The sequence below is a fragment of the Microcoleus sp. AT3-A2 genome (genome assembly GCF_036705685.1).
In the GTDB taxonomy this organism is placed as follows: Bacteria; Cyanobacteriota; Cyanobacteriia; order Cyanobacteriales; family Microcoleaceae; genus Microcoleus.
This window is the reverse complement of sequence record NZ_JAUBVF010000001.1, coordinates 336,463-361,761: the sequence shown is the minus strand read 5'-3', so window position 1 is coordinate 361,761 and position 25,299 is coordinate 336,463. Positions and strand designations below refer to the sequence as shown.

At 45.4% G+C, this 25,299-nt stretch carries 20 protein-coding genes; 8 read left to right on the top strand and 12 right to left on the bottom strand.

The genetic code is table 11. The features are described 5' to 3' along the window. Positions 1–109: 109 nt before the first annotated feature. Positions 110–1,885 (bottom strand): ATP-binding protein, encoded by a 1,776-nt coding sequence (locus QUB37_RS01610; RefSeq protein WP_333158448.1) that lies wholly within the window; start codon positions 1,883–1,885, stop codon positions 110–112. A gap of 250 nt (positions 1,886–2,135) precedes the next feature. Beyond that, the gene (locus QUB37_RS01605; RefSeq protein ID WP_333158446.1) at positions 2,136–4,850 is read right to left on the bottom strand and encodes a DNA methyltransferase; all 2,715 of its coding nucleotides are present in this window, start codon (positions 4,848–4,850) and stop codon (positions 2,136–2,138) included. Between the two features lie 164 nt (positions 4,851–5,014). Between QUB37_RS01605 and QUB37_RS01600 the strand changes: the two genes are divergently transcribed. From QUB37_RS01600 to ureC, 5 genes are all read left to right on the top strand, one after another. After that, positions 5,015–5,890 carry an urease accessory protein UreD gene (locus tag QUB37_RS01600; protein ID WP_333158444.1) on the top strand — a complete coding sequence of 292 codons (876 nt, stop codon included), beginning with the start codon at positions 5,015–5,017 and terminating at the stop codon, positions 5,888–5,890. 172 nt (positions 5,891–6,062) lie between these two features. Next, complete coding sequence (ureA, locus tag QUB37_RS01595; RefSeq protein ID WP_006635319.1) at positions 6,063–6,365, top strand: urease subunit gamma; 303 nt, start codon at positions 6,063–6,065, stop codon at positions 6,363–6,365. A 33-nt stretch (positions 6,366–6,398) separates the two neighbouring features. Continuing rightward, the gene (locus QUB37_RS01590) at positions 6,399–6,716 is read left to right on the top strand and encodes an urease subunit beta (protein ID WP_333158442.1); all 318 of its coding nucleotides are present in this window, start codon (positions 6,399–6,401) and stop codon (positions 6,714–6,716) included. 337 nt (positions 6,717–7,053) lie between these two features. Then, entirely contained in the window at positions 7,054–8,181 is a 1,128-nt protein-coding gene (locus tag QUB37_RS01585) for a glycosyltransferase family 61 protein (RefSeq protein ID WP_333158440.1), read from the top strand. A 179-nt stretch (positions 8,182–8,360) separates the two neighbouring features. Continuing rightward, positions 8,361–10,133, top strand: a complete 1,773-nt coding sequence (ureC, locus tag QUB37_RS01580) for an urease subunit alpha (protein ID WP_333158438.1) — start codon at positions 8,361–8,363, stop codon at positions 10,131–10,133. Between the two features lie 189 nt (positions 10,134–10,322). Here ureC and QUB37_RS01575 read toward each other — a convergent pair whose 3' ends face one another. The 10 genes from QUB37_RS01575 to QUB37_RS01530 all read right to left on the bottom strand — a co-directional run bounded on the left by QUB37_RS01575 (position 10,323) and on the right by QUB37_RS01530 (position 20,008). Then, complete coding sequence (locus QUB37_RS01575; protein ID WP_333158436.1) at positions 10,323–10,952, bottom strand: hypothetical protein; 630 nt, start codon at positions 10,950–10,952, stop codon at positions 10,323–10,325. 234 nt (positions 10,953–11,186) lie between these two features. Continuing rightward, positions 11,187–12,881: a calcium-binding protein gene (locus tag QUB37_RS01570; protein WP_333158434.1), complete on the bottom strand. Its 1,695-nt coding sequence runs from the start codon at positions 12,879–12,881 to the stop codon at positions 11,187–11,189. 368 nt (positions 12,882–13,249) lie between these two features. After that, positions 13,250–13,582 (bottom strand): CRISPR-associated ring nuclease Crn3/Csx3, encoded by a 333-nt coding sequence (gene crn3, locus QUB37_RS01565; RefSeq protein WP_333158433.1) that lies wholly within the window; start codon positions 13,580–13,582, stop codon positions 13,250–13,252. A gap of 43 nt (positions 13,583–13,625) precedes the next feature. Beyond that, entirely contained in the window at positions 13,626–14,555 is a 930-nt protein-coding gene (locus tag QUB37_RS01560) for a DUF192 domain-containing protein (RefSeq protein WP_333158431.1), read from the bottom strand. A 7-nt stretch (positions 14,556–14,562) separates the two neighbouring features. Continuing rightward, on the bottom strand, positions 14,563–16,299 hold the full coding sequence (locus QUB37_RS01555) for an NAD+ synthase (protein WP_333158429.1): 1,737 nt from the start codon (positions 16,297–16,299) through the stop codon (positions 14,563–14,565). A gap of 87 nt (positions 16,300–16,386) precedes the next feature. Next, a complete protein-coding gene (locus tag QUB37_RS01550) occupies positions 16,387–16,680 on the bottom strand; it encodes an isochorismate lyase (protein ID WP_333158427.1) in 294 nt (97 codons plus the stop codon). Between the two features lie 70 nt (positions 16,681–16,750). Next, positions 16,751–17,500, bottom strand: coding sequence for an NrtR DNA-binding winged helix domain-containing protein (locus QUB37_RS01545; protein ID WP_333158425.1), 750 nt, complete (start codon positions 17,498–17,500; stop codon positions 16,751–16,753). Continuing rightward, positions 17,461–18,060, bottom strand: a complete 600-nt coding sequence (locus tag QUB37_RS01540) for a nicotinate-nucleotide adenylyltransferase (protein WP_333091299.1) — start codon at positions 18,058–18,060, stop codon at positions 17,461–17,463. The genes QUB37_RS01545 and QUB37_RS01540 overlap by 40 nt, the downstream gene beginning before the upstream one ends. Before the next feature lie 153 nt (positions 18,061–18,213). Continuing rightward, the gene (locus tag QUB37_RS01535; RefSeq protein ID WP_333158422.1) at positions 18,214–19,617 is read right to left on the bottom strand and encodes a nicotinate phosphoribosyltransferase; all 1,404 of its coding nucleotides are present in this window, start codon (positions 19,615–19,617) and stop codon (positions 18,214–18,216) included. 211 nt (positions 19,618–19,828) lie between these two features. Further along, the gene (locus QUB37_RS01530) at positions 19,829–20,008 is read right to left on the bottom strand and encodes a hypothetical protein (protein ID WP_333158420.1); all 180 of its coding nucleotides are present in this window, start codon (positions 20,006–20,008) and stop codon (positions 19,829–19,831) included. A gap of 108 nt (positions 20,009–20,116) precedes the next feature. On the opposite strand from QUB37_RS01530, the gene QUB37_RS01525 reads away from it, so the two are divergent. The 3 genes from QUB37_RS01525 (at position 20,117) to QUB37_RS01515 (ending at position 25,186) form a co-directional block, all read left to right on the top strand. Then, positions 20,117–20,266, top strand: a complete 150-nt coding sequence (locus tag QUB37_RS01525) for an isochorismate synthase (RefSeq protein WP_333049849.1) — start codon at positions 20,117–20,119, stop codon at positions 20,264–20,266. A gap of 779 nt (positions 20,267–21,045) precedes the next feature. Continuing rightward, the gene (locus QUB37_RS01520; protein WP_333158418.1) at positions 21,046–22,833 is read left to right on the top strand and encodes an NHLP bacteriocin system secretion protein; all 1,788 of its coding nucleotides are present in this window, start codon (positions 21,046–21,048) and stop codon (positions 22,831–22,833) included. 142 nt (positions 22,834–22,975) lie between these two features. After that, the gene (locus QUB37_RS01515; RefSeq protein ID WP_333158416.1) at positions 22,976–25,186 is read left to right on the top strand and encodes an NHLP family bacteriocin export ABC transporter peptidase/permease/ATPase subunit; all 2,211 of its coding nucleotides are present in this window, start codon (positions 22,976–22,978) and stop codon (positions 25,184–25,186) included. Positions 25,187–25,299: the final 113 nt, after the last annotated feature.

Sequence of the window (25,299 nt, the reverse complement as noted above, 5' to 3'; positions counted from 1 at the left end):
CGACTTTTTAAGTCGGGTCTTAAACTGGTTGAGCAAATCGGCTGGTTTGGGAAATTCTGGGACGGTTGGAACCGATTTTTTATGTTCATCCCGATCGCCCCGCGTGATATTACGCAGCAACTGGCAAAGTAATCACAAATTCCGTGCCCTGTCCTATTTGAGAATTTACCTCAATTTTGCCTTGATGCTTGGCAAGGATTTGATAGGAAATAGCCAATCCTAATCCAGTACCTTTGCCGATCGACTTTGTAGTAAAAAATGGGTCAAATATCTGTTGGGCACAGGCTGCTGCCATTCCCGGCCCGTTATCCCGAATCTTGACGGTGACAGTATTGTCAGCCGTAATTTCCGTGCTCACCCAAATCGTTGGCGAATAGCCTTTGTCTTCCTTTTTCACCTCCTCCAACGCATCTATTGCATTACTAATAATATTCATAAATACTTGATTCAGTTGGGCGGGATAGCATTCAACCGCAGGCAATTTGCCGTATTGTTTAATAACTTTAATACCTTGTTTGAGCCGATGATTGAGAATGACGAGGGTGCTATCTATTCCTTCGTGAATGTCGGCTGATTTCATTGTTCCGTCGTCCGATCGCGAAAAATTCCGCATGGATACGACAATTTCGCGAATGCGATCGGCTCCCATTTTCATCGAAGATAGGGTTTTTGGTAAATCTTCTCTGAGAAATTCCAGTTCAATGTCTTCGATGCGCTCTAGAATAGCATCTGGTGGGTTGGGATAATATTCTTGATAGAGAGTTACCAAATCTGCCAAATCTTGGATGTATTGGTTGGCATAGTCAATGTTGCCGCCGATGAAGTTGACGGGATTATTGATTTCGTGGGCTATCCCTGCAACCATTTGACCGAGAGATGACATTTTTTCGGTCTGAATTAATTGGGATTGAGTTTGTTTGAGTTCTTGTGTATATTCGCTAACTCGCTGAATCAATTGATTGAAAGACGCCGCTAAAACTCCAATTTCGTCGTCTGTTGTGACTGGTACTTGCAGGTTGAAGTTCGATTCGCGAGTGACTTGCTGAGCGACATTAGTAAGGGTTTCTAAGGGTTCGCCGATCGCGCGGCTGGTTTTGTCCGCTAGCGTAGCGGCGATGAGTGCTGAAATTAGCATACTCCCCAGAATAATTCGGTTTCGCAAACTTCCAGCTTCTTCTAATGCTTGGGTTCCTTGCTGTTTGTTAAGTTCTACTGTAGAAATTAGGTCAGTTAAACTTTGAGCAAGGTTCTCTAGTACGATCGCCTCTTGACCGCTGCTAGTCCTCAACATTTGTAGCTGTGCGGACTCAATGCTGCTGGGTGGCAAGTTCCCAACATCCGCTTCTTTTAACTGCAATTTAATTAGCTTACCGTAGTAATCAATGACGAGGGCAGATTTCTTCAATATAGCGTGCAATTCTGCCTCTTCTGTTGCTAGTCTCTTGGGATGTTCTCGTGCGAAAGATTCAATTTCTGAAATCAGGATTTTCGCCTGATTGATTTGCCCGAAAAACCGCTCTTGTTCGTATTTCAGCGCCACAGTGTTTCCCAAAACGACTGGCAATCTCGCCGCGCGCGATCGGGCTTCAAATACAGTATTTTGCAAATTTTGCAGCAGTTGCTGCTGCTGCCCAGCAACATTCACCTGAACTAAAGCTTGCTTGCGAAAGTAGTCTCCCAATCTCAGTCCCGCACCAGTTCCCAAAATCGCTATGCCGATAGCTAAAGCATAGCCATAGCTAATTTTTTGACCGATCCGCAAATGGTTGCATTCTGCCTTTAGCCCAGTTAGATTAATAGTTGAAGTTGGTAACAAATGTTTTTGAGCATAGTGATCTTGCTCTACCTTGCTATTTTTGGACTGACTGTGGGTAAATAATAACATTGAAAGTTCCTCCCAAACAAATCAGGAGTAATTGAGCGAAGAAAAGCAGAATGCACTTATGCTGAACGTCGAAAGCAGTTTTGAGTGTTGAATTTTGAATTTTGAAATCTTTAGCTCAAAACTCACCCCTCAATACTCAACGCTTCCCCTAGTATCTCTCTTTTTAGACTAAAGTGTTTGTGATCTCTATCAACAATCTATGTGATTATACGCAAATTAACAGAACTTAGGGCTACAGCGATTAGTATTTTTAGTCACTTGGCACACAAGGCCCAACTATCGGTTCTCCCCGTTTTTCTTTTTGTGCGAGTTCTACGTTTAATTCCAGCACTTTTGCTAAAATATCGTCGCTGTCAGTAAATCCGTAAACTTGCATTACTTCGCGATCGAGCTTAGCATGAAGTTTATAAAGTTGACTTGTGGGTTCTTCAAAAAATTTATTGTAAAGTTGAGTAATTCCCCACTGCTTTGCGGACATTTTTTGAGTGCGGTATTGATGCAATTCGACCGCCGTTGCCCGAATTTGCTCTACTGATTGACGAGTCGGTGTCTGGGGAAATGGGAAAGTTTCAAAGCAGGTATTGTGGGTGTATGCGATATCTCCTTTGAGAGTTGATTTTTGAGCGTGCATCCAAATTCGGTGAATTTTAGATGAGAGAATGCCGAGAATATAAAAGTCTTCTGAGGCAACAACTACTGATTTGTCCCCTGGTAGCCAACTAACGGGAGCGGGAATGAAGACAGCCCACTTTGAGACTCTTGGTACAGTGAAGTAGTCAGATAAAGGTGCGATCGCATTTCTCATTTCTGAACGCGATCGCAAAAATTTCCACCAATAAATTCGGGATCGTGCATCTCGATTATTATCTCGTTCAGGCTTGACATGAGCTTTCACATACTCGAAAGGTAGCACATATTCACTCGCTTCTTCAATGTTCATATCATTGAAGTCAATAATCCACCGTTCCGGCATACCGTTAGGATTCTTTGCTAGATTTGCACCCATTGAAAAAAGTTTAAGAACCTCTAGATTTTTCGCATCTGATTTAATCCAATCATTAACCTGTTGTTGAGTAACGATAAATCCCATCCCCACTGGAATTATACCTTGAAAGCATTTGTTTGAGTTCGCTGACAACCGGGCAGCTTGAGAAACATCAATCGTAGCTTGCAGCGAAGAGTTGATACTCGAAACCGCGAGGTTATCTAAATAATAAACTTTCGGCTTTTCCTTGCTCCAGTTAATCAAACTAACATGAACCTTAGCTTCCCCAGACCAAGGCTGAGTAGAAACGGCTGCATAAATGTGACCGCCATTTTGCGCGACATAATCTAAAGCAGCAGCACGACTTTTACCTTGACTAATTGAATTAGTAGCAACTAAACCAGCCCTGCCATTTAGTTCTAAATTATTGTGAGCTATGCGAAACCAATAAGCACAAAAATCCACCGAATCTTTCACATCAGGAAAGCGTGTAAACACGCGGTCAATATATTCATCTCCCAGGGCAATCCTCATGTGCTTTCCGCCTAAAAACGGAGGATTCCCGATAATCGCGTCAGCCTTCACCCAATCAGTAAATAAAGCATCCTTACAGACAATATTTTTATCCAAAGTATCTAAAGGCAGAGAAGGTTCTTTCAATCCCAAATTATCGATCGCCACCTTGCGGCCAATCATCAACGTCACCCGCGCCAACTCCACCGCAAACGAGTTAATATCCATGCCGTAAAATTGCTGCGGCGTGACTAAATTCATATAACCTCTTGTACCGTCGAACTCGTTTAGCTTATCTAAAAGTAACTTTTCAACTTGCTTGAGTTCCTGATAAGCTACATACAGAAAATTACCCGAACCACAAGCCGGATCTAGGACGCGATAGCGACCTAATTCTTGGTGCAGATGTTGCAGTTTGGCTACGGTATTTGCAGCGTTAATTCGCTCTTCCCAGTAATAGCTAATTGTGGGCAGAACAATGCGGCGAATGTCTCCCTCTGTAGTAAAGTGAATCCCGTAGGCGCGGCGCTGTTTTTTATCGGTTTTCAAAGCCGATTCAAAGATATTGCCAAAAATAGAAGGGCGTACCTGACTCCAGTTTTGTTCTGCACAAACTTCTAATATTTTCAACTCTCCCTGTTGCAGTTCAATGGGGTGTATTTCGGAAAATAATCCGCCGTTGAAATACTCGACTCCTTCATAACGTCCTTCCGGCGTGACTCCCTGCTGATTCATTGCTTGAAATAAGCCGCCCAAGACATCGTAAGAACTTGCTCCTTCCAAGCAATCTTTGACGCAGCGAGTAAAGAGTGCCGGCGGCAAAAGTCCCCTATCTTCGGCAAACATTGCTAAGACGCACTGCAACACAAATCGCTGGGCTTGAAACTGATTAAATTTAGCAAATTTGCGCTCTTTGCCGCGATCGATTAGCATTTCCAGCAGCATCCCCATTCTGCTAGCAGCTTTTTCGGTAATCTCGACTTGGTTGTTTTTGAATATGGGGCGGCGGCTGGTAGATTCCATGAAGGCAAAAGCGGGCGATCGCGCGGGCAATTGCTTTAGGGATATAATGTCTACAGGCTGATCCGGCTGAAGGTCGAAATCGTAAATGTGAAACTCGTCAAAATTGCACATCATCACGTAGCGGGGGCGATCGTCTTTTTTGAGGCGAATATAATAGCGTTCTGTTTGGGTGCGGTGTTCTCTTTTCGTCAAATCTTCACCGCGCTTTTTCATTTCAATCAAAACGTGCTTTTTCCACACCAAATCAGCAAATCCGAGTTGACCTTTTTTGCTACTTTTCTCTATGCGTTCCTCATAGGTTGCGCCTGCTTCTAATGCCCCCTCGTGGCCGAAAGCCCGAAAGAAGCGGTCTAAAAATACCTGTGCTTGTCCTTTTTCATCGCCTGTAATGTGTTGTTGGCAGTAGGTAACGAATTTTTGGAGGCTTTCAGGGGTGGCTGGCATGGGAGGATAATTTAAAACGCATATTAATTAGTATAATCTGCTATCTTGTATTATGGTTATCTTATGTCATAGACCGCCAGGGAATGAATTCCCTGGCGGAATGTTGGGTAGCGGGTAGTAAGACTATATTGTTAATAATCTTTATTATTAAATCCTAAAAAACTGTGATTCAAAACTCGACTGACGCACCTAGACATAACGTTGAAAATGGATGGCACGGTCGCCTAGATTTAGTCTACGCTAACCGCAGTGGCTCAACTCAAATCATTCACAATCAAATGCAAGCGCCCCTCAAGGTGCAGCGCCCGTTTTATCCTGAAGGGAAAGACGTTTGTCACAGCGTCATCTTGCACACGGCTGGGGGAGTTGTCGGGGGCGATCGACTTTCCAGCCATTTTCACCTCCAACCCAACGCCAAAGCCTTGATTACCACGGCCGCCGCTGGTAAAATCTATCGTAGCAGCGGACTAGAATCACAACAAAATATTGACATTCAGCTAGATATCGGTGCTAATTTAGAATGGCTGCCACAGGAAACAATCGTTTTTGACGGCGCAATATATCGGCAAAATTTGCGGGTAGAATTAGCACCAACAGCGAGAATTTTACTGTGGGAAATTACCCGATTTGGACGCAGTGCTAGGGGCGAAAAGTTCTTGTCTGGAGAATGGCGATCGCACACCGAAGTCTGGCAACAAAACAGCCCTTTATGGATTGACAGACAATTGCTCAAAGGTGGAGAAAAAATGCTCGAAAGTCCTCACGGTCTCGCAGGAAAACCCGTAGTCGCCACCCTCGCTTGGATAGGCGAACCCGTCACCACAGAATTCGTGGAAAAAGTGCGAGATTTGCCATCTGAGGCAACAATTTATCCTGGTAATTCCACCGTCGGCGTGACTCGTATTCCTAACGGTTTGCTGTGCCGATATCGTGGTACATCCACAACCGCAGCTAGAGACTGGTTTGTCAACATTTGGCAGTTGCTGCGCTTGTCATTTTCACAACGCCCTTGCTGTTTGCCCAGAGTTTGGATAAAATAGGATGATCTTTGAGTTTCAATGTAGAGTTGCCCTCATAACTAGATTATTCATCTCTCTCTTCTCTTCCTCTGCGCCCTCTGCGCCCTCTGCGGTTTAATCATTCTTAATCATTCACAAAAAACCGTAAAAGATATCATAATCAAATAATGCGATCGCACTTAGAACAATAAAAATGCAACTCACCCCCCAAGAAAAAGACAAACTGCTAATTTTCACCGCCGCCCTGGTAGCAGAACGCCGAAAACAAAGAGGTTTAAAATTAAACTATCCAGAAGCACTAGCCTACATTTCCGCCGCAATTTTAGAAGGAGCAAGAGATGGCCTCACCGTCGCAGATTTAATGAGTTACGGAACAACTCTTTTGACGCGGGAAGATGTGATGGAAGGGATAGCAGAAATGGTGCATGAAGTCCAGGTTGAGGCGACTTTCCCCGACGGAACTAAGTTGGTGACAGTGCACGATCCGATCCGTTAAAAAATCAACCACAGATACTCAGAGGAGGAAAAGATGATTCCAGGAGAAATGATTGTTTCAGCAGGCGAAATAGAATTAAATGCCGATCGCCCAACGGTGCGGTTGCTGGTAGGAAATAAAGGCGATCGACCCATTCAAATTGGTTCACACTATCACTTTTATGAGGCAAACGAAGCCTTAGAATTTAATCGAGAACAAGCAAAAGGAATGCGGTTGGATATCCCCGCAGGTACAGCAGTCAGATTTGAACCGGGAGATGAAAGGGAAGTGCAATTAGTGCCGTTTGTTGGTAGTCGTCAAGTCTACGGCTTTAATGGAAAAGTGAACGGTCATCTGGATGCTGAAGTATGAAGCCAGATGACCGTTCACGATTGTTGATTTGGGAATTTGAAACTTTTTAACTTAAAAGTCCTACCAGTTTCAAAACATAATGCAACTGTAGGCTCTCTCCACACTATCATAGTGATCACTCATCCCAATCCCAAATGGAAAATCGCAAATAGTATCATTTCCAGCCCTATGCCTGGAGAATGATAAAGTAAGATAAAAACTTTTTCTCTGCCTTCTGTATAAGTGCCTTCGGGCTTTTTTTGTTAGTTCAATCTCCTACTTTTGAGCGAGTTAAAATCTGCCGTTTGCGGTCTAATGTGGTTGTAAAAACTGCAAAGATATACAGCAAAAGTGCGTGATGAACCCAAAATTAGTTGACCAGATCAAACAGAAATTGAAGCAGAGCTTGCTGGCAACATCAAGGCGTGTCTGGAGAACCCCGTTAGACCGACGCACCAGCATCAAATTGTTAGATGACAGCATCGTTTATAAAAAGCAGCACCAACCTATCAATATACCCGCATTAACCTCTGTAAAAAAAGTGCCTTCTAGGTTTTTTGCCACGGAAAAAGCCGTGTCTTTTGACCCAGATTATGTGTGGAAGATTTCCCTGAATCAAAAAATAAATTCTCTAACTATTTGTACGTCGGGCAACACGCTGCTGAATAAAAAGTTGCTTTTAGACTTGGATTTTCGGATTAGCGGTGCCGGCATTCTGGAATGGCCTTACAAACCTAACCAAATTACCTATCCGCTGGTAGTTGCTCCTTGGTCGCATTTGTGGTGCAGTTATTATGATTATGTGATTTTTGTGCTGGCTAAACTTTGTCGAATTGAGGAGGCTTTAGGTAAGGAAATTTGGCAAGAAGCTAAAATTTGTTATCCTTTACGACATACAGATTTTGAGTTGGGCTTTATGACCAAACTCGGTATTCCTGAAAGTTCACTAATCGACACTCAGGCTAGAGATACGGGATATCATGCAGAAAGTGTGGTGGTGGGAAACAATCAAGACTGGTATTTTCCCAGTCCTTACGATATAGAGCTTTTGCGGAAAAAATTCTGTCTTAAGGAAAAGGTAAAGCCTTATAGAAAACTTTATCTGTCTAGAAGCGGCCGGCGCAAGGTTAAAAATGAAGTACAAGTGCGAGAGGTTTTGAAAGAATTTGATTTTGAAATTTTGGAAGATATCTCGCGCACTGTTGATGAACAAATTCGTCTGTTTACAGAAGCGGCGGTGGTTGTCGGCCCTCACGGGGCAGGTTTTACAAATTTGCTGTGGTGTCAGCCGGGAACAAAAGTATTAGAATTCTTTTATGGAGGGTACACTCCGCCATATTTCTATTACATTTGCCAGCTATTGGGATTAGAATACTCTCGCATGGTTGATGACAACAATGTAGCGGAAGATTGGAGTTTCATTGGCATGGATATGACGGTAGATGTGGAGATTTTGAAAAGGGAAATCCAGAAAATGCTGGAGTAAATTTGCCCCTTTATACCATTGGTGATTTTCGATTGGCAAGAATTGATGCCTATCGGGGTTTTAAAGCTTGCCTAATGTTGTATTTTTTTTTACTGTTTCAGATTGACTAACTCGTCACATACTATAATTCAAGTAGGTCTCAACTGCCAACTAAAAATTTATTAATATTAGGAGTGAGCATGAGTTACAGAATGGATCGTCGCGCCTACGCGGAAACCTTCGGGCCGACTGTGGGCGATCGCGTCCGGTTAGCCGATACAGAATTATTCATAGAAGTTGAAAAAGACTTCACAACCTACGGGGATGAAGTTAAATTTGGCGGTGGCAAAGTCATTCGCGACGGCATGGGACAATCGCCGATTTCTAATGCAGACGGCGCTGTTGACACGGTGATTACTAATGCTTTAATATTAGACTGGTGGGGAATTGTTAAAGCAGATGTCGGCATTAAAGACGGCAAAATTTACAAAATTGGTAAAGCCGGAAATCCTTATATTCAAGATAGGGTAGATATTATTATCGGGCCTGGTACTGAAGTAATTGCCGGTGAAGGAATGATTCTCACCGCCGGGGGAATCGACAGTCACATTCACTTTATTTGCCCGCAACAAATAGAAGTGGCGATCGCCTCTGGAATCACGACAATGATCGGCGGTGGCACAGGCCCTGCAACGGGTACAAACGCCACAACTTGCACTCCCGGGCCTTGGCATATGTACCGAATGCTGCAAGCTGCTGACGCTTTCCCCGTAAATCTAGGGTTTTTAGGTAAAGGAAATAGCAGTCAACCTCAAGGATTAGTCGAACAAATCTTTGCCGGTGCAATGGGTTTGAAACTCCACGAAGATTGGGGAACTACACCAGCAACGATCGACACTTGTTTGAGTGTAGCTGACGAGTACGACGTGCAAGTTGCAATTCACACGGATACTCTCAATGAAGCGGGATTTGTGGAAGCTACAATTGCCGCATTTAAAAATCGCGCTATTCACACTTACCACACCGAAGGTGCTGGTGGCGGACACGCACCGGATATTATTAAAGTGTGCGGACAAGCTAATGTTTTGCCCTCGTCAACTAACCCGACTCGCCCTTACACTGTCAATACTTTAGAAGAACATTTAGATATGTTGATGGTTTGCCACCATTTGGATCGAGGCCTTCCTGAAGATGTGGCTTTTGCTGAATCCAGAATTAGAAGGGAAACTATTGCTGCTGAGGATATTTTGCACGATTTAGGTGCGTTTAGTATGATTTCTTCTGATTCTCAGGCGATGGGAAGAGTTGGAGAGGTGATTATTCGGACTTGGCAAACTGCTCATAAAATGAAGGTTCAAAGGGGGATTTTACCCCCCCTAACCCCCCCTTACCAAGGGGGGGAAACAAGAGGGATAACCCCCCCTTACCAAGGGGGGGAACCAGGGGGAGAAAATGATAATTTTAGGGTGAAGCGGTACATTGCGAAATATACAATTAATCCGGCGATTACTCACGGAATTAGTCAGTATGTCGGTTCAGTGGAAGAGGGGAAATTGGCGGATTTGTGTTTGTGGCGGCCGGCTTTTTTTGGGGTGAAACCGGAACTGGTAATTAAAGGAGGGGCGATCGCCTACGGGCAGATGGGAGATGCTAACGCCAGCATTCCGACGCCGCAACCGGTGCATATGCGGCCGATGTTTGGCAGTTTTGGCGGTGCGATTGGGGCGACTTGTCTGACGTTCGTTTCCCAAGCTGCGCGCGATCGAGATATTGCCGCACAGCTCGGTTTGCAAAAGCCCACTGTAGCAGTTTCCGGGACCCGACAAATTAGCAAAAGAGACATGAAACTCAACGATTATTTGCCACAAATGGAAGTCGATCCAGAAACTTATGAAGTCAGGGCGGATGGGGAATTGTTAACTTGCGAACCGGCAACTGTTTTGCCAATGGCGCAGCGATACTTTTTGTTTTAACTGATATTTTGCACCATTTTCAGCAACAGGCATCTTGCCTGTTGCTGAAAATGCTAATTGACAATGGTGCAATATCTCATTTTTAACCGATTATACAATCATGTAGGGACGGGTTTTACCAACAATATTTGCCCAAAACCGCCAATCTCAAAAACCCGCCCCCACCCTACGGCAAATCTTCATCTTACTTCACTCTGGATGTGATTTGCTGTTAGAAAAATTGAGCGATCGCACTATCAAACCCTGACACAAAAACCAAAAATAAAGTGCAATATTAATCCCGCTCAACAGCTTCGGTATTCCCTCCAGCAAGCTTGAAATTATCTCGTTTTTTAAAGGCAGCGCTTCTGCAAAAAAGGCAACAAATAACAAACCAACGCCACTCAGCAGTAAAGGATAGGGAGTCGAGCGAATTTGTCTCCGAAAAGCTAATCCGTATGCAATTGCCAGCACAGCGTAAAATATGACAATTGTCACTTTCGGGAAACCCGCACGTCCCAGATGGACGTGGGTGCGAAAAACTTCATTGAAAAGAAAGCAACCTGCAAACAGTGCCGAATATAAAATAAATCGATTTTCTGGGCGCTCTGGTTGAATAATTCTCAGCAATCCAAAGGTAAAAGCGCACACCATTACCGATAAATAAAATAACATTTGAAACGCCAAGAAAAAGAAACCTGCACCTGGATACGTGGCAGAGCAAGGTGGCAAAAATAACCCTTTTACTGAAGAACCGAACAAACTCAGACACGCCGTCACTAGCCCAACTAACACTAAAGTTAGACTATTGAACAACAATACAGTTCTGTAATTTGCCATAATTAATAACTAAAAGCCAACAACAGTATATTGCGCGTCAAACCATTTTTTGCTAGGGCTTGTGTACGGGGGTTCAGAAACCGGGTTTTTTACGAAAATACTGGGTTGTAACCCGCAGATTTGGTAAAAAACCCGGTTTCTCTGTCGGAGTGCGTAATTCCCGATCGCGTTCTTTGAGTAAAGGTGAGATATTCGGTGAAAGGACAAAGCAGACAATTGAGAATCGGCAGATATCTAAACAGACACGAAATCTTCTGGGCCAATGAAATTGGGAGCAACGCCTATCAAAGAAGCTAAAACTTCACCGCTGCTGGCTACTCTAATTAATGTGCTGTTAGTTCCAGCCGAAATTGATAGCTGTCCGAAAGTTAAGCCGTTGATTAATTGAATGGTATCTTGAGAGTTGCTGAAATCAGAGATGGTATCAACTCCCAATCCCGCACCTAAAACAAATACATCGTTGCCCGCGCCACCGCCAAGATTATCGTTTCCCAAACCGCCGTTGAGGGTGTCAAAACCTTTTGCCCCAGACAGGTTATCGCTGCCGTCGCCACCATTGATGATATCGTTGCCCCGCAAACCAGTCAGCACGTCATCGCCTGCCAAACCGTTGATGGTGTCGCTGCCGGGAGTGCCAGTGAGCACGTCGTTGTCGGGAGTGCCGTTGATGAGGTTTGGAGGGTTATTGATGCCGCCTGAAGTGCTGCCGATGTCAGAAACAAAGACATCCTGAGCATTGTTCGTGTCTCCCGGCACGAGGTTGGAGGCATCAGATGCAAACACCAGAAACCGCCCGTCGGCTGATATTGAGGGCCCAAATAACGCGTCGTCATTCTGCCCCCGATCGCCTGCTGAATCTACAGAGACGCGGGTGATAGTATTGTTTGACAAGTCCCGCACGAAGAAGTCCTGTTTATTGTTAGTGTCTCCCGGCACGAGGTTGGATGCAGCAGAAGTAAACGCCACAAACCGCCCGTCGGCTGAGATGGAGGGGTTGAAGGAGTTTTCGTCCCCCTGAATGCCTGCTGAGTTTACAGAGACGCGGGTGGTAGTATTAGTTGACAAGTCCCGCACGAAGATCTTAAGTTGGTTAAAAAAATTGTTAGTGTCTCCCGGCACGAGGTTGGATGCCTGAGATTGAAACGCCACAAACCGCCCGTCGGCTGAGATGGACGGACTGAAGGAGTCGCTGTTCCCCGGATTGCCTGCTGAGTCTACAGAGACGCGGGTGGTGGTATTGGTTGACAAGTCCCGCACGAAGATGTCGTTGCGATTGTTCGTCTCTCCCAATCGGTTGGAGGCAAAAGAAATAAACGCCACAAACCGCCCGTCGGCCGAGATGGAGGGGGTGAGGGAGTCGCTGTTCCCCTGATTGCCTGCTGAGTCTACAGAGGCGCGGGTGGTGGTATTGGTTGACAAGTCCCGCACGAAGATGTCGAACTGATTGTTCGTATCTCCCGGCACTAGGTTGGAGGCATAAGATTGAAACGCCACAAACCGCCCGTCGGCAGAGATGGCGGAATTGTTGGACAAGGAGTTCCCCTGATTGCCTGCTGAGTCTACAGAGACGCGGGTGGTGGTATTGCTTAACAAGTCCCGCACGAAGATGTCCGGTTGATTGTTGGTATCCCCCGGCACTAGGTTGGAAAAAGATGCAAACGCCACAAACCGCCCGTCGGCTGAGATTGAGGGATTGAAGGAGTCGTTGTTTCCCTGAATGCCTGCTGAATCTACAGAGACGCGGGTGGTAGTATTGGTTGACAAGTCCCGCACGAAGATGTCGTTTTTATTGTTAGTGTCTCCCGGCACGAGGTTGGATGCCTGAGATTGAAACGCCACAAACCGCCCATCGGCTGAGATGGAGTAAGCGTTGGAGTCGCTGTTCCCCGGATTGCCTGCTGAGTCTACAGAGACGCGAGTAATGGTCATAAGTCCTCACACTAAAATTGCAAATTTGCTAAATTGACGAGTGTTCGATCGCCCCTAGCTTCTGACAAAACAGATTCGCGCGGTTGTAGGGCGATCGACTAATGTTTCTGAATACACTTGTCCAAAAATTATATTATTGTGGTACAGGCATCCTGCCTGTTCAAGACTTGCATTTCTGGATCGGCATTCATAGCTGGATAGTCTGGTACACAATAGTCTGGACTATTCACTTAACACGCTCTAATTTAATCGCGACTCTCCTGGATTTGTGGTGGAAACAGTAGTTAGCCTCTCGCTAACGCAGGTAATATGCCCCCACCACGGGAAGTTTTATTTTTATTTATTATCACCTAAAACTCAGGAGAGTCTTAATCGCTGGGTAAACTCAATTTTAATACCTGTCCAACAGATACCTCGTGCTTGTGCGTCGCTACTACCACTGCACCTTCTAATCGCGGATCGTAACATCCAACCCAAGCTGCAGGATGACATTCGTGCACTAAATACCCGTACAGCCAAATTGCTCCTCTACCTTCAATGACAACTCCTTGGCTGAATTGAACGTCTTGAGGAAGTTTCAAACCTTGTAAATCATCGGGTGTGATGATACCGTCTTGAGTTGTAATTCGCAAGCGCAAATGTTGGTAAGCTAAACCGTCTTGAGTTTGATTAGGGATTATTTTTAATTCAATAGGATTCATTGGATGCACAAATGTTGAATGCTGCGATAAAATCATATACCTTTTAGGGTAAATTGGGAATCCGATCGCCCACTTTCAATCCCAATTGGGCCGCCCTTCCGCCTTTGAGTTCAATAACTCCGTCAACGGGAACATCCGGACCGTAGTTGGGGCAGGTTTCGCTCAAGCACGGCGGTACGTTAGGAATTATCGCCTGCACTACGCCTTCCCGCAGAAAAACCATATCGAGTTCAATCAACACGTTTTTCATCCAAAAACGCACGTTTCGCGCTGGTTCGATGGGGAAAAACATTCCTCTGTCCTCCGGTAATTCTGTGCGAAACATTAAACCTGTCGCTTGTTCTTGGGGAGTTTTCGCCACTTCCAGTCCGATCGCGCGATCAGCTATAATCGTGTTAGCCGAAATTGGCAAAAGCTGACCCCGATCTATCCCGCCAAACAGCGACATAAAGTTAGATTCAGTCAGATTAGAATTCCCCGAAACAACTCCTAAATAAGTACCAGAATTTTTATCTTTCATAATAGTTTGGTTGTCGGCAACCGAAAGCTCTAAATCGCTAAACTTCATGCCTTCTGTCAAGACAATTTTATCATTGCCGTTGCCAAAATCTGTAATTATATCGGCTTCAGTAATAGTAGATGCGGCGGTGGTTTTTTCCATCACAAATAAATCCTCCCCCGCGCCTCCTGTCAAAATATCCCCGCCTTCGCCGCCTATTAGCAAATCGTTACCCCGATCGCCAAAAATCCAATCCGACTCTTGTCCTCCATAGATTGTATCGCTCCCCTGCCCCCCAGACATCGTATCAGCGCCTTCATTTCCAGCCAGCAAATCATTTTCCCGATCGCCAAAAATTCGGTCGTTTCCCCCCAAACCTTGAATAGTATCATTACCTGCAAATCCTCTAATCGTATCGTTGCTGAGAGTTCCCAGGAGAAAATCGAAGCCGAAAGTACCGTCGATGTTAACCATTTTGCGTTTAATAGAAGGAAGATTTGGCGATCGGCATCCGCCAACCGGTACCAAAAGCTCGATCGCTAATTTTCAAACCCGGGGCTGCTTGCCGCCGTTTAAACTCCGCTTGCCTGACTAATTTTACTACACGTTTAACCACGGCTTCATCGTGTCCCGCTGCGATAATTTGTTGGGCAGATTCGTGATGTTCTATCAACCGCTGCAAGATGTCATCCAAAACATCGTAATCCGGCAAAGAATCTTGGTCAATTTGTCCCGGTTTCAGTTCAGCACTCGGCGCTTTAGTAATAATATTAACCGGAATAATTTCCTTTTCCAGGGGCGGCCATGGGGGCATCGCCCCTACAGATCCGCCCGAATTCAGCCACCTACAAAGCGAATAAACGCGAGTTTTCGGCACATCGGCAATCACCGCCAATCCCCCATTCATATCGCCGTAGAGAGTGCAGTAACCCACCGCCATTTCCGACTTATTGCCCGTAGAAAGCAGCAAATGTCCGAATTTATTAGAAATTGCCATCAACAGATTGCCTCGAATCCGCGATTGAATATTTTCCTCAGCAATCCCGAAAGTTGTGTTGACAAACAAATCGGCGAGAGTGCGATCGTAAGTTTTCATCAAATCGCCGATCGGCAATAGTTCGATCGCAACCCCCAGATTTCGGGCTAATTCCAAAGCATCATTAACCGAATGATCCGAACTATAAGGAGAAGGCATCAGCACCCCTAGAACATTTTCGGGCCCGATCGCGCAACTGGCGATCGCCACCACCAAAGCCGAATCTATCCCGCCGCTCAAACCGAGTACAACCTTAGAAAAACCGCACTTGCGAACATAATCTCGCACTCCCAAAACCAAAGCCGCCCATATTTCGGCATCTCCTTCTGCCGGATGAAAACTTAAATCTGTTGTGGATCGGGCATCTTGCCCGATCCCGCCGCTGCCAACTAAATCTTGTTTAGCTGCGTCATATTCCAGCACCGCCAAATCCGTCTCAAAAGAAGCTAATACCTGAATTAAATCACCCTTTCGATTCACAGCAAAACTGCTGCCGTCAAAAATAATATCGTCATTTCCCCCTACCTGATTAGCGTAAATAATCGGTATCCCGCAGCGGATGACGCTGTGCTGCAACATCGCCGATCGCACTCCCCGCTTCCCCGCAGAATAAGGCGATGCCGACAAATTCAGCACTAAATCCACACCCAATTTTGCCAAATCAGAAACAGGATCGCCCGCGTAACTGCGTTTACCCCAAAACTCCTCATTGTTCCACAAATCTTCACAAATTGTCACGCCGATTTTGAGTTCGCCAATAGAAAAGTAATTGCTGTTTTCTCCCGGTTCAAAATATCTATCTTCATCAAATACATCATAAGTAGGCAACAAGCGTTTATGAAAAACTTGTTTGACGGCGCCATTTTGCAACAAAACAGCGCTGTTAAACAATGATTTTCCGCCGAGTTTAACAGCATTAGCATTAGGTAAGGCAGTGCCGACTATGACTGCCAACTCCGGCGGCAAAGCTTGCGCCAGTTGCAGCAACTGTGCACCTGCATCTGCAATGAAACTCGGATTGATTAACAAATCGCGCGGCGGATAACCGATCAGGGAAAGTTCCGGTGTTAGCAATAAGTTTGCGCCCTCAACCTCAGCTTTTTTCGCAGCCTCCAGAATTAGGTTGGAGTTGCCACAGATATCACCAATAGTAGGGTTGAGTTGTGCGATCGCAATTTTCATATCACCAAATCACCTCATAAATATTGCTAACAGTCCGCCCGCGCGGACTCACTTTCCTATAGTTCTAGATTTGAATGTATAGAAACCTTACTCAGATTTGAAATCTTTCAACTCTTCCTCAATATAATAATTTACCAAATCCCGGTAAATATTTTCAACCACATCAGGATTCAAACCTGATTCTAAAGCCCACTCGCGCCGCTGCTGTAACATAGCATGAAAGCGATCGGGCGCTCTAACGCCAGCTTCACTCGTTTTGAACCTTGCTGCCGCGACGACGTATTTAAATCTTTTGCTCAAAGCGTCGATCACTTCTCGATCGATGATATCAATTTCCTCCCGAACTTCGTGAATATTAGCACATTCATCAGGGTCTTTCATAGTCTGCACTCCTTAATAGCTTCTATTCTAATGTTACTAAATTGATCCCCGAATGTCATCCAAGGAACAGCTAGATAAACACCAGTGGCTTATTTTTGAAAGGAGCAAAAGCGACCGCATCAAAGCGGTACAAACTAGCAGGGCGGCCAGCCCCCCGCGAAACCTTAACACCGGTATCGCACAAAAAACCCAATTTTAACAATCGAGATCTAAAATTAGAATAATCAGAAAAATTTTCCCCCAAAATAGTTGTATAAAGCTGATACAAATCGCTCAAAGTAAAAAGCTCCGGCAAAACTTCAAAAGCTACCGGACTGTATTCAAGTTTGTTACGCAGTCGCCGGTATCCGTATTCGAGAATTTGATTGTGATCGAAGGCCAGCTTAGGAACTTGTTGCACGGGATACCAAGCAATGCCGCCGACGCGATGGCCCACACCAGCCACTACACTCCCAGCAATTAACTCAGCTTCCTCAAAGCGAACCAAAGCAAAATAACTCACCGAAAGATAACGATCGCCCCTGGTAATTTCCCGAGGATCGCGCCCCGGTTCTCCGAAAGTATACAATTGCTCCAGATACAAATTTTTTACCCGAATTTTCTCAGACAAAATCCGGTAAGCCGCATTTTCAAGAGACTCTCCGTGCCGCACCAAAGTACCGGGAAGACTCCAAGAATCGATAAACGGTTCGTCTTGCCGCATTACCAACAGTACCAACAAGCGGTTCTGCACGGCATCGACGGAGAAAATCACATTATCTACTCCTACTTTAAAGTCCGCTAATGAGCAACCTTCGCTCTTTTTTGTGCCTCGTGCCATGCGTACAAATGCTCCCTATTTATGTAATCTTCGATGGTCGGAGTCAGGGCTTGGGTGTCTCCTGTTTCCCGATAGAAGGTAGAAGAAACATTGGGACCACTCAAAGATGCGATCGCCACCTCTGCACCCATGCGCCTCAACTGCCACAAATCTATTTGCTCTGATGGATAACCGGGTCGCGGTACTATCAGCAGATCAACTTGTTTTAACAATTCTTCAAATTTGTACCAGCGAGACAGTTGCCCCACTAAATCAGAACCGATTACCAGTGTCAAATCTGCATTCGGCCACAGCAATCTTGCTTGTTCCACGGTTTCCACCGTCCTCGGACTGCTGAGTTCTGGATGCAAACAAAGATTGTGTCTCGGCGAATTAATTTCTTGAATCATTAACAGCAGCATTGCCGATCGGTGTTCTAGAGAAGTTTGGTGCGACTTAAAAGGATTGTCCGATGCCCAAACTGCTACCCAATCAAAATGTTGAGAAAGCCAACTCAGAATTGTTTTGTGTCCTGCTGTGGGTGGATCGGCACTGGTTCCAAAAAGAGCAATCTTCTGCATAGGGAATCGGTAATTGTTGACTGTTGACTGTTGACTGTTGACTGTTGATTGATGACTGTTGATTGATGACTGTTGACTGTTGACTGTTAACTGTTAACTGTTGACTGTTGACTACTGACTAATGATTACTGACTAATGACTACTGACTACTGACTACTGACTCTTTTTCGTTTTTTGGGTGAGACTCTGCAAATCTGTAGAAATTTCCACCTGCAGCGAAATCGGGTTGTCAAGTTGGCGAGTTTCGGGGCGAAGACTGGCGACAGAAGCAGCAGTTCGTTTCGCGATATCGTGCAAACTTTCAGGCTTCTGCACTCGTTTGCCGTCCTTGACAACCAATTTCATTAATGGTATATGAGAATCGCAATTATTAATATTTTCTCCCGACAATCCCAAACAATCTCCGAGAATTTGCCCATTTTCAATATGTCTAAAAATTTGCTTTTTTCCGGGATATGTTACCTTGTCGCTTGCCTCTTTCATCACCGGAATCCCGTCAATTTCCACCAACTTATAAACACCGTTGACAGGGGAACCGCTGACCAACTTCGTTCCCAAACCGTAACCGTCAATGCAAGCGCCGCTACTTTTTAATTTAGCAATTTCTCGATCGTCCAAATCGCCGCTAGCAAAAATTGGAACCCCAGGCAGGATCGATCGAACTTCCCGAGACAGCAGCGCCAAATCGCCCGAATCCAGTCGCACGCCTTCCAACTGCATTTCACCGCTGTTTACTCGATCGGCTAACATCCGCGCCGCCGCCACAGTATCATAAGTATCGATCAGCAGCGGCGCCCCCGGAAAATAGCGGTGAAATGCTGCAAACGCCTGATTCTCGCTGCCTTCGAGGGCAGCCACAGCCATCACTAAAGCATGGGCGATCGTACCGACAGGTTTGCGGCCCAACTTCAAAGCAGCCAAAACATTAGAAGTTCCGTCAAACCCCGCAGCCAGGGCAGCCCTAGCCGCCCAAACAGCAGCTTGAGGCCCAAAAGCCCTGCGCGTCCCGAATTCCAGCAACTTAGCCTCCGGACCCGCCACATCGCGCAGCCGCGCAGCCCGCGTCGCAATCAAAGTTTGATAATTTATGGCATTCAATAAATAAGTTTCCACTAACTGAGCCTGCCACAGAGGAGCCTCAATTCGCAGCAGAGGCTCATTGGCAAACACCGCCGTCCCCTCCGGCACCGCCCAAACATCGCCAGTAAAACGGGCTGTGGCGAGTAAAGTCCAAAATCGCTCCGGGGCACCTGCAAAAATCCCAGTGGACTGCAAAGCCTGAATTTGCGTCGGCGAAAACCGAAATTTTTCCAAATAATCGATAACTTGAGCCAAACCCATCGCGATCGCGTAGCCAAAACCCTCTGGCAGCCTGCGCGCGAATAATTCAAAACTCGCGGCCCGCCCGTCGAGCCCTTCCCCGACGTAACAAGCGGCCATCGTTAGCTGGTAGAGATCGGTCAAAAGGCTGTAATCTGCTGAAGAAACCGTCAGTTCCCGGTCTTCTAAGATTTCTTCAAAACCTGTGAGCTGCAGGCTTTCTGTCGCAGTTTCCATAAGAAAAACCCCGGACAAACTTCTTTTTCTTAATTATAGTGACAAACACCATATCTTTTTGTAAATATTTGATGAAGATTGCAGATATTTGTCGAAAAAATTCGCTGATTATGCCCTTTAATAGCGGATTTTGGTTGATTTGTACATTAATATTATGGTAAAATCCATATAAATACTTAATTTAACAAACTCAGGAATTAAGCATAAACACTCAAGCGTTCCGGGTTTTTTGCGAAAATATTTCGTTGCAGCCTTTGAATAGAGTTAGAAAACTCGGTTTCTGAGCGTCGAAGGGCGATCGCGACTGCTTGAGTTGAGCCAGGAAAAATCTATCAGCAAAAGGTCGATCGTCCAAAAATGTGTAATGTCTCAAACCTTCAGCTTGCTTCATTGTTGCAGACCAATAAGTAATTCAAATAAATATTGCTAAACTCATCCACAGCCCAAAAATCCGAGTAATATTAAAAGTATCAGAACCCAGACAAGAGAGGCAGATTCTATGAATCTTTCTAAATCTTTGGCAAACGCGATGCGTTACGTTTCGGAAGCAGCGGTGCGGATTTTTAGCCCCAGCGATGACAACTATCCAAATAGTGGAGTTCAACCTTTTGAGGGTAAGCTCTCCAAAAGTTCTAAATCGAGAGAATGAACAGCCCTTCCGGCAGTTTCTAGTGAGTTCGGCACACGCATTCTTTAACAGTCAACAGTTAACTATTAATTGTTGACTGTTGACTGTTGACTGTTGACTGTTAATAGTAATTGTAGGTGGGTTTCCCTTCCTTCTACCCCACCTACAATTACCAATCACCAATTACACTGAACTTCCCCAACTGACAAAAGGCATATTCAGTGTACATTAAGCGTTTGAAATAAAGATTTTTGCCCCCGGTTTACTGCGTATAAATTAGAGAAATACCAAGCAAAACTAGAACCTTTTGTTGCACTAGGGTTGGTTCAGTAATTTTATCAAAAATCAAACTATATAACAATCATTGCAGAAGTCGTAAATGTTCTACCCCACCTCCTTGAACAAATTGCACGACATTTTAAGTTGTTACTTCGATACCTTAGAGTAATTTTAGTCATTGACAAAAGTGTTTTTAGCTTAACTGTGACCAATGTGTAGGCACTGGCTGCGGGCGATACCTAGCCAAAAGTTCGGGTCATTCCCCCGTCGGAAGACTGGCTGTAAGCTGGTCTTTTTGTTAGCTGAAAACTCTACTTTTAGTTAGGGTCTTACCAGGGTTAATTGCCGTAAAGTGATTTTACAGGCAAGCTGCAAACAGGAGTGAGAACATTCAAGTAATTGCACGGAAGCTTTGAACGTTTGTTGGGAAATTGTTTGGGCCTCAATTGACTGGCAAGGAATTTCCCCTTCAAATACACCCCTGCTTAAAGCCGCGATCGCACTCTCGAAAGGAATAGCTGATGCAGGTAAAACAAAACAAACTTTTCACTACTGAAGCGATCGATCGCTTATCTTCACCGGAACGCCTCGACGAAATGATGCAGGTGGTTAGTCCTCGATCGTGGCTGCCACTAACTGCAATTGGCTGTTTAGTTGCTGCTGCTGCTGTTTGGAGTGCGATCGGGCGAATTCCGCTGACTGTTTCTGGTCAAGGCGTGTTGCTTCTGCCCCGCCGAGTCGTGCAATTTCAAGCTGCTAGTTCCGGTCAATTGGTAAAGCTCAATATCAAGCCGGGAGATGCAGTGAAACGCGGTCAGGAAATCGGCAGAATTGATAAACTAGACCTCAAGCAGCAGCTAGAGCAAGAAAAAGCCAAATTAGCTGAACTGCAAGGGCAAAAGCAAGATACTAATAAGCTGCAAAAACAGCAGATTGCCCTCGAATTAAAAACCCTAGAACAGCAGCAAAAAGACCTTCAAGAAAGCTTGAATAGGGAGTCAGTTGCACCAATATTGCACCAGCAAAGTATGGCTGCATTAGAGCAAAAACGCCAAAGTTTGGAAGAAAGTTTACGCCGCGAACAAATTGCGCCGGTACTGCGACAGCAAACTCTGACAGCATTAGCAGAAAAACGCCAAAGTTTGGAAGAAAGTTTGCGGCGGGAACAAGTTGCACCGATATTGCGGCAGCAAACTCTGGCCGCGATCGCCAAAAAACGCGACAGTCTTTTGCAGCGAAAACAGCACATCACTTCTTTGGTGGAAACTTTGCAGCAGCGGTTTGAAACTCGGCGCGTTCTTTACGAACAAGAGAGGGCTATCAGCGAGGATGTAATGCTGCAAGCGAGACAGGAATTCGCGGACTCTCAGATGCAACTGGCAGATATTGAAACGCAGTTAAAGGAACTCGACGTTCAGAAAACCAATAGCGATCGCGAATTCCTGCAAAATCTCAATAAAATTGACGACATCAAAAACAACCGGCAGCAACTCAAAGTAGAAGCTACGAATACCGAACGAGAGTACCTGCAAAATCTCAACCGCCTTAACGAAATTAAAAACAATCTCCAAGAACTTAAAGTGCAGAAAAGTAACGCCGAACGGGAGTACCTGCAAAACCTGAATAAAATTGACGAAATCAAAACTAAGATTAAAGACATGGAAACTCAAGCGGTCAAACTAGCTCAACAAGATTTAGAAAAGTCGATCGCCCAAACAAATCAAATTCAGGAAGTTAAACGCAAGATTGCCCACTTGCAGAATCAGTTGACCGCCGACAGCAAAATTACCAGCCAATACGACGGCCGCGTTTTAGAAGTTAGCGCCGTTGCAGGTCAAATGCTGAACATCGGTACAAGGATCGGGACAGTTGAATCTCAAAATGCTCGCGAAAAAATGGTCAGTCTTGTTTATTTTGCTGACAGAGACGGCAAGCAAATTAAACCGGGAATGACTGTACAAGTTACCCCTAGCGTCGTCAAGCGAGAGCGCTACGGCGGCATTGTCGGCAAAATAACGCAAGTTTCTCCTTTTCCGGTTACTAATCAAGATATGTCGGCAATTATCGGCAATGAAAATTTGGCTGACAGCATCTCGAAAAACATCGCTGGTGGCGGTGCTCCCGTGCAAGTTTTTGTGGAATTGCAGGAAGATCCGAACACTATCAGCGGTTACAAATGGTCTTCCTCGAACGGGCCTCCTCTCAAGATTTCCCCCGGTACTACTGCGCTAGTTCGGGTTCAAATCGGGCAGTTAGCGCCGATTTCTTACGTGATTCCTATTTTTCGATCTTTGACAGGAGTTTACTAACAACAGGACTGACGCATGGGTAGTCAGAAACCGGGTTTTTTACCTAATCTGCTCGCCCTCACGAAGTATTTTCGTAAAAAACCCGGTTTCTAGGCCCCGGTGCGTCAGTCTTGTTCATTTACTAATTACCCGTTAATAAGCAATGAAAATTCCCTGGATTGACAAGTTTTTTACGCCGCGCAAATTAAGGCGAGTTCGCACTCCCACCCTGCTGCAAATGGAAGCAGTAGAATGCGGTGCTGCTGCTTTAGGAATTATTTTAAGTTACTGCGAACACCCGGTACCTTTAGCTCAATTGCGGAGCGAGTGCGGCGTTTCTCGCGATGGCAGTAAAGCTTCTAATATCCTTAAAGCAGCCAGAATTTACGGCTTAGATGCTAAAGGGTTTAAAAAAACTGTCGAAGAGTTGAAAACTGTACCCCCACCTTTTATTGTTTTTTGGAATTTCAATCACTTTTTGGTGGTTGAGGGGATGAAGAAAAAGCGCGTTTATCTCAACGACCCCGCATCGGGGCCGAGGACTGTTTCTCTAGAAGAATTTAAGTCTGCTTATACTGGCGTTGTTTTGACTTTTGAGCCTGGGCCGGAGTTTAAAAAGGGCGGCAAAAAACCGAGTATTGCCAGTGCTTTAGATTCAAGATTGCAAAGTTCCCGCTGGGCGATCGCATTTTGTTTAATTGCTGGTTTATTACTGACTGTTCCCCGTTTGGCTGGCGCGGCATTTACCCAAATTTTTGTAGATGAAATTCTGGTCGAAAACCGTCACGAGTGGCTGCGACCTTTAATATTGGGAATGCTGTTTGCGGCGGCAGTCCAAGGGCTGCTAGCGCGGATGCGGCTTTTCTATTTGCGGCGGCTGGCAAACAAACTTTCGATTTCGATGTCGGGACAGTTTCTCTGGCATACTTTGCGCTTGCCTGTGGGATTTTACGCGCAGCGGTTTGCAGGTGAAATTAGCAGCCGCTGCCAAGTTAATGACAAGGTTGCTGAAATTTTATCGGGGAAACTTGCTGCAACTGCGATCGACGCGGTGATGATGGTTTTCTATGCGATAATTATGGTTATGTACGACTGGGTATTGACCAGCGTTGCCGCTGTTTTTGCAGCATTAAACTTTTTGGCACTGCAATCTTTATCCCGCAGCCGCGTCGATGCTAACACCAGATTAGCTCAGGAAACAGGTAAGGTGGGCGGTGCTGCAATCGCAGGCATTCAATCTATTGAAACTGTCAAAGCTAGCGGTTTAGAATTCGATTTATTTTCTAAGTTTGCCGGGTACTATGCCAAAATGAGCAACGCCCAGCAAGAATTAGCTTTGCCCACTCAAATATTGTCAATATTGCCAGCATTTTTAACGGCATTAGCTGCAACTGCTATCTTGGTTGTCGGGGGCTTGCGGGTGATGAACGGCGGTTTGAGTATCGGGATGTTAATTGCCTATCAAAGTCTCACTCAACAATTCCTCCGACCTGTTAACAACCTGGTCAATTTTGGCGGCACTTTGCAAGAATTAGAAGCCGATTTAAGCCGACTTGATGACGTTTTACAAAACCCGATCGATCCTGAAGCATATCGCGATTCTTTTAATAATGAAAACGGCCGCGGCGCGATCGCACCAGATGCTTTTCACCTGCAAGGAAGCATTGAATTGCGGAGTGTCAGTTTTGGCTACAGCCGCTTGGAAGCGCCGTTAATTGACAACTTGAACTTAACCGTAAAACCGGGTCAGCGGGTAGCGTTAGTGGGGGGCAGCGGTTCGGGCAAATCTACTATTGCCAAACTTGTTACCGGACTTTACGAACCAATGAATGGCGAAATTTTATTTGACGGGGTTCCTCGCAATTTGATTCCGCGTTCTATCCTAGCAAATTCGCTGGCAATGGTCGAACAAGAGATATTTCTATTTGCCGGCACTGTTCGGGAAAATCTCACGCTTTGGGACCCGACAGTACCGGAAGCAGATTTAGTGCAAGCGTGCATTGATGCGGCAATTCACGAACTTATTTTGAATATGCCTGGAGGATACGATGCTCAACTCAATGAAGGGGGGACAAATATGAGTGGCGGACAGCGGCAGCGCTTGGAAATTGCCAGGGCATTGGTGAGGAATCCAGCGGTGTTGGTGCTGGATGAAGCAACGAGTGCTCTGGATGCTGAAACAGAGTTAATTATCGATCGCAATTTGAGGCGTCGCGGTACTTCTTGTATTGTGGTTGCTCACCGCTTGAGTACGATTCGAGATTGCGATGAAATTATTATGCTTGCAGGGGGGAAAGTAGTTCAGAGAGGAACTCATGAGGAGTTGAAAAAGCTGGGAGGAGCTTATGCTCGTTTGGTTGGGAACGAACAATAAACAGAAATACCGAACTTTTGAGGTAAGCTACAGAGCCCTTGTAGGGACACGGCAATGCCGTGTCCCTACGGGTATCGATCGATCAGATAGATGTGTACTTCATAAACTTGCCA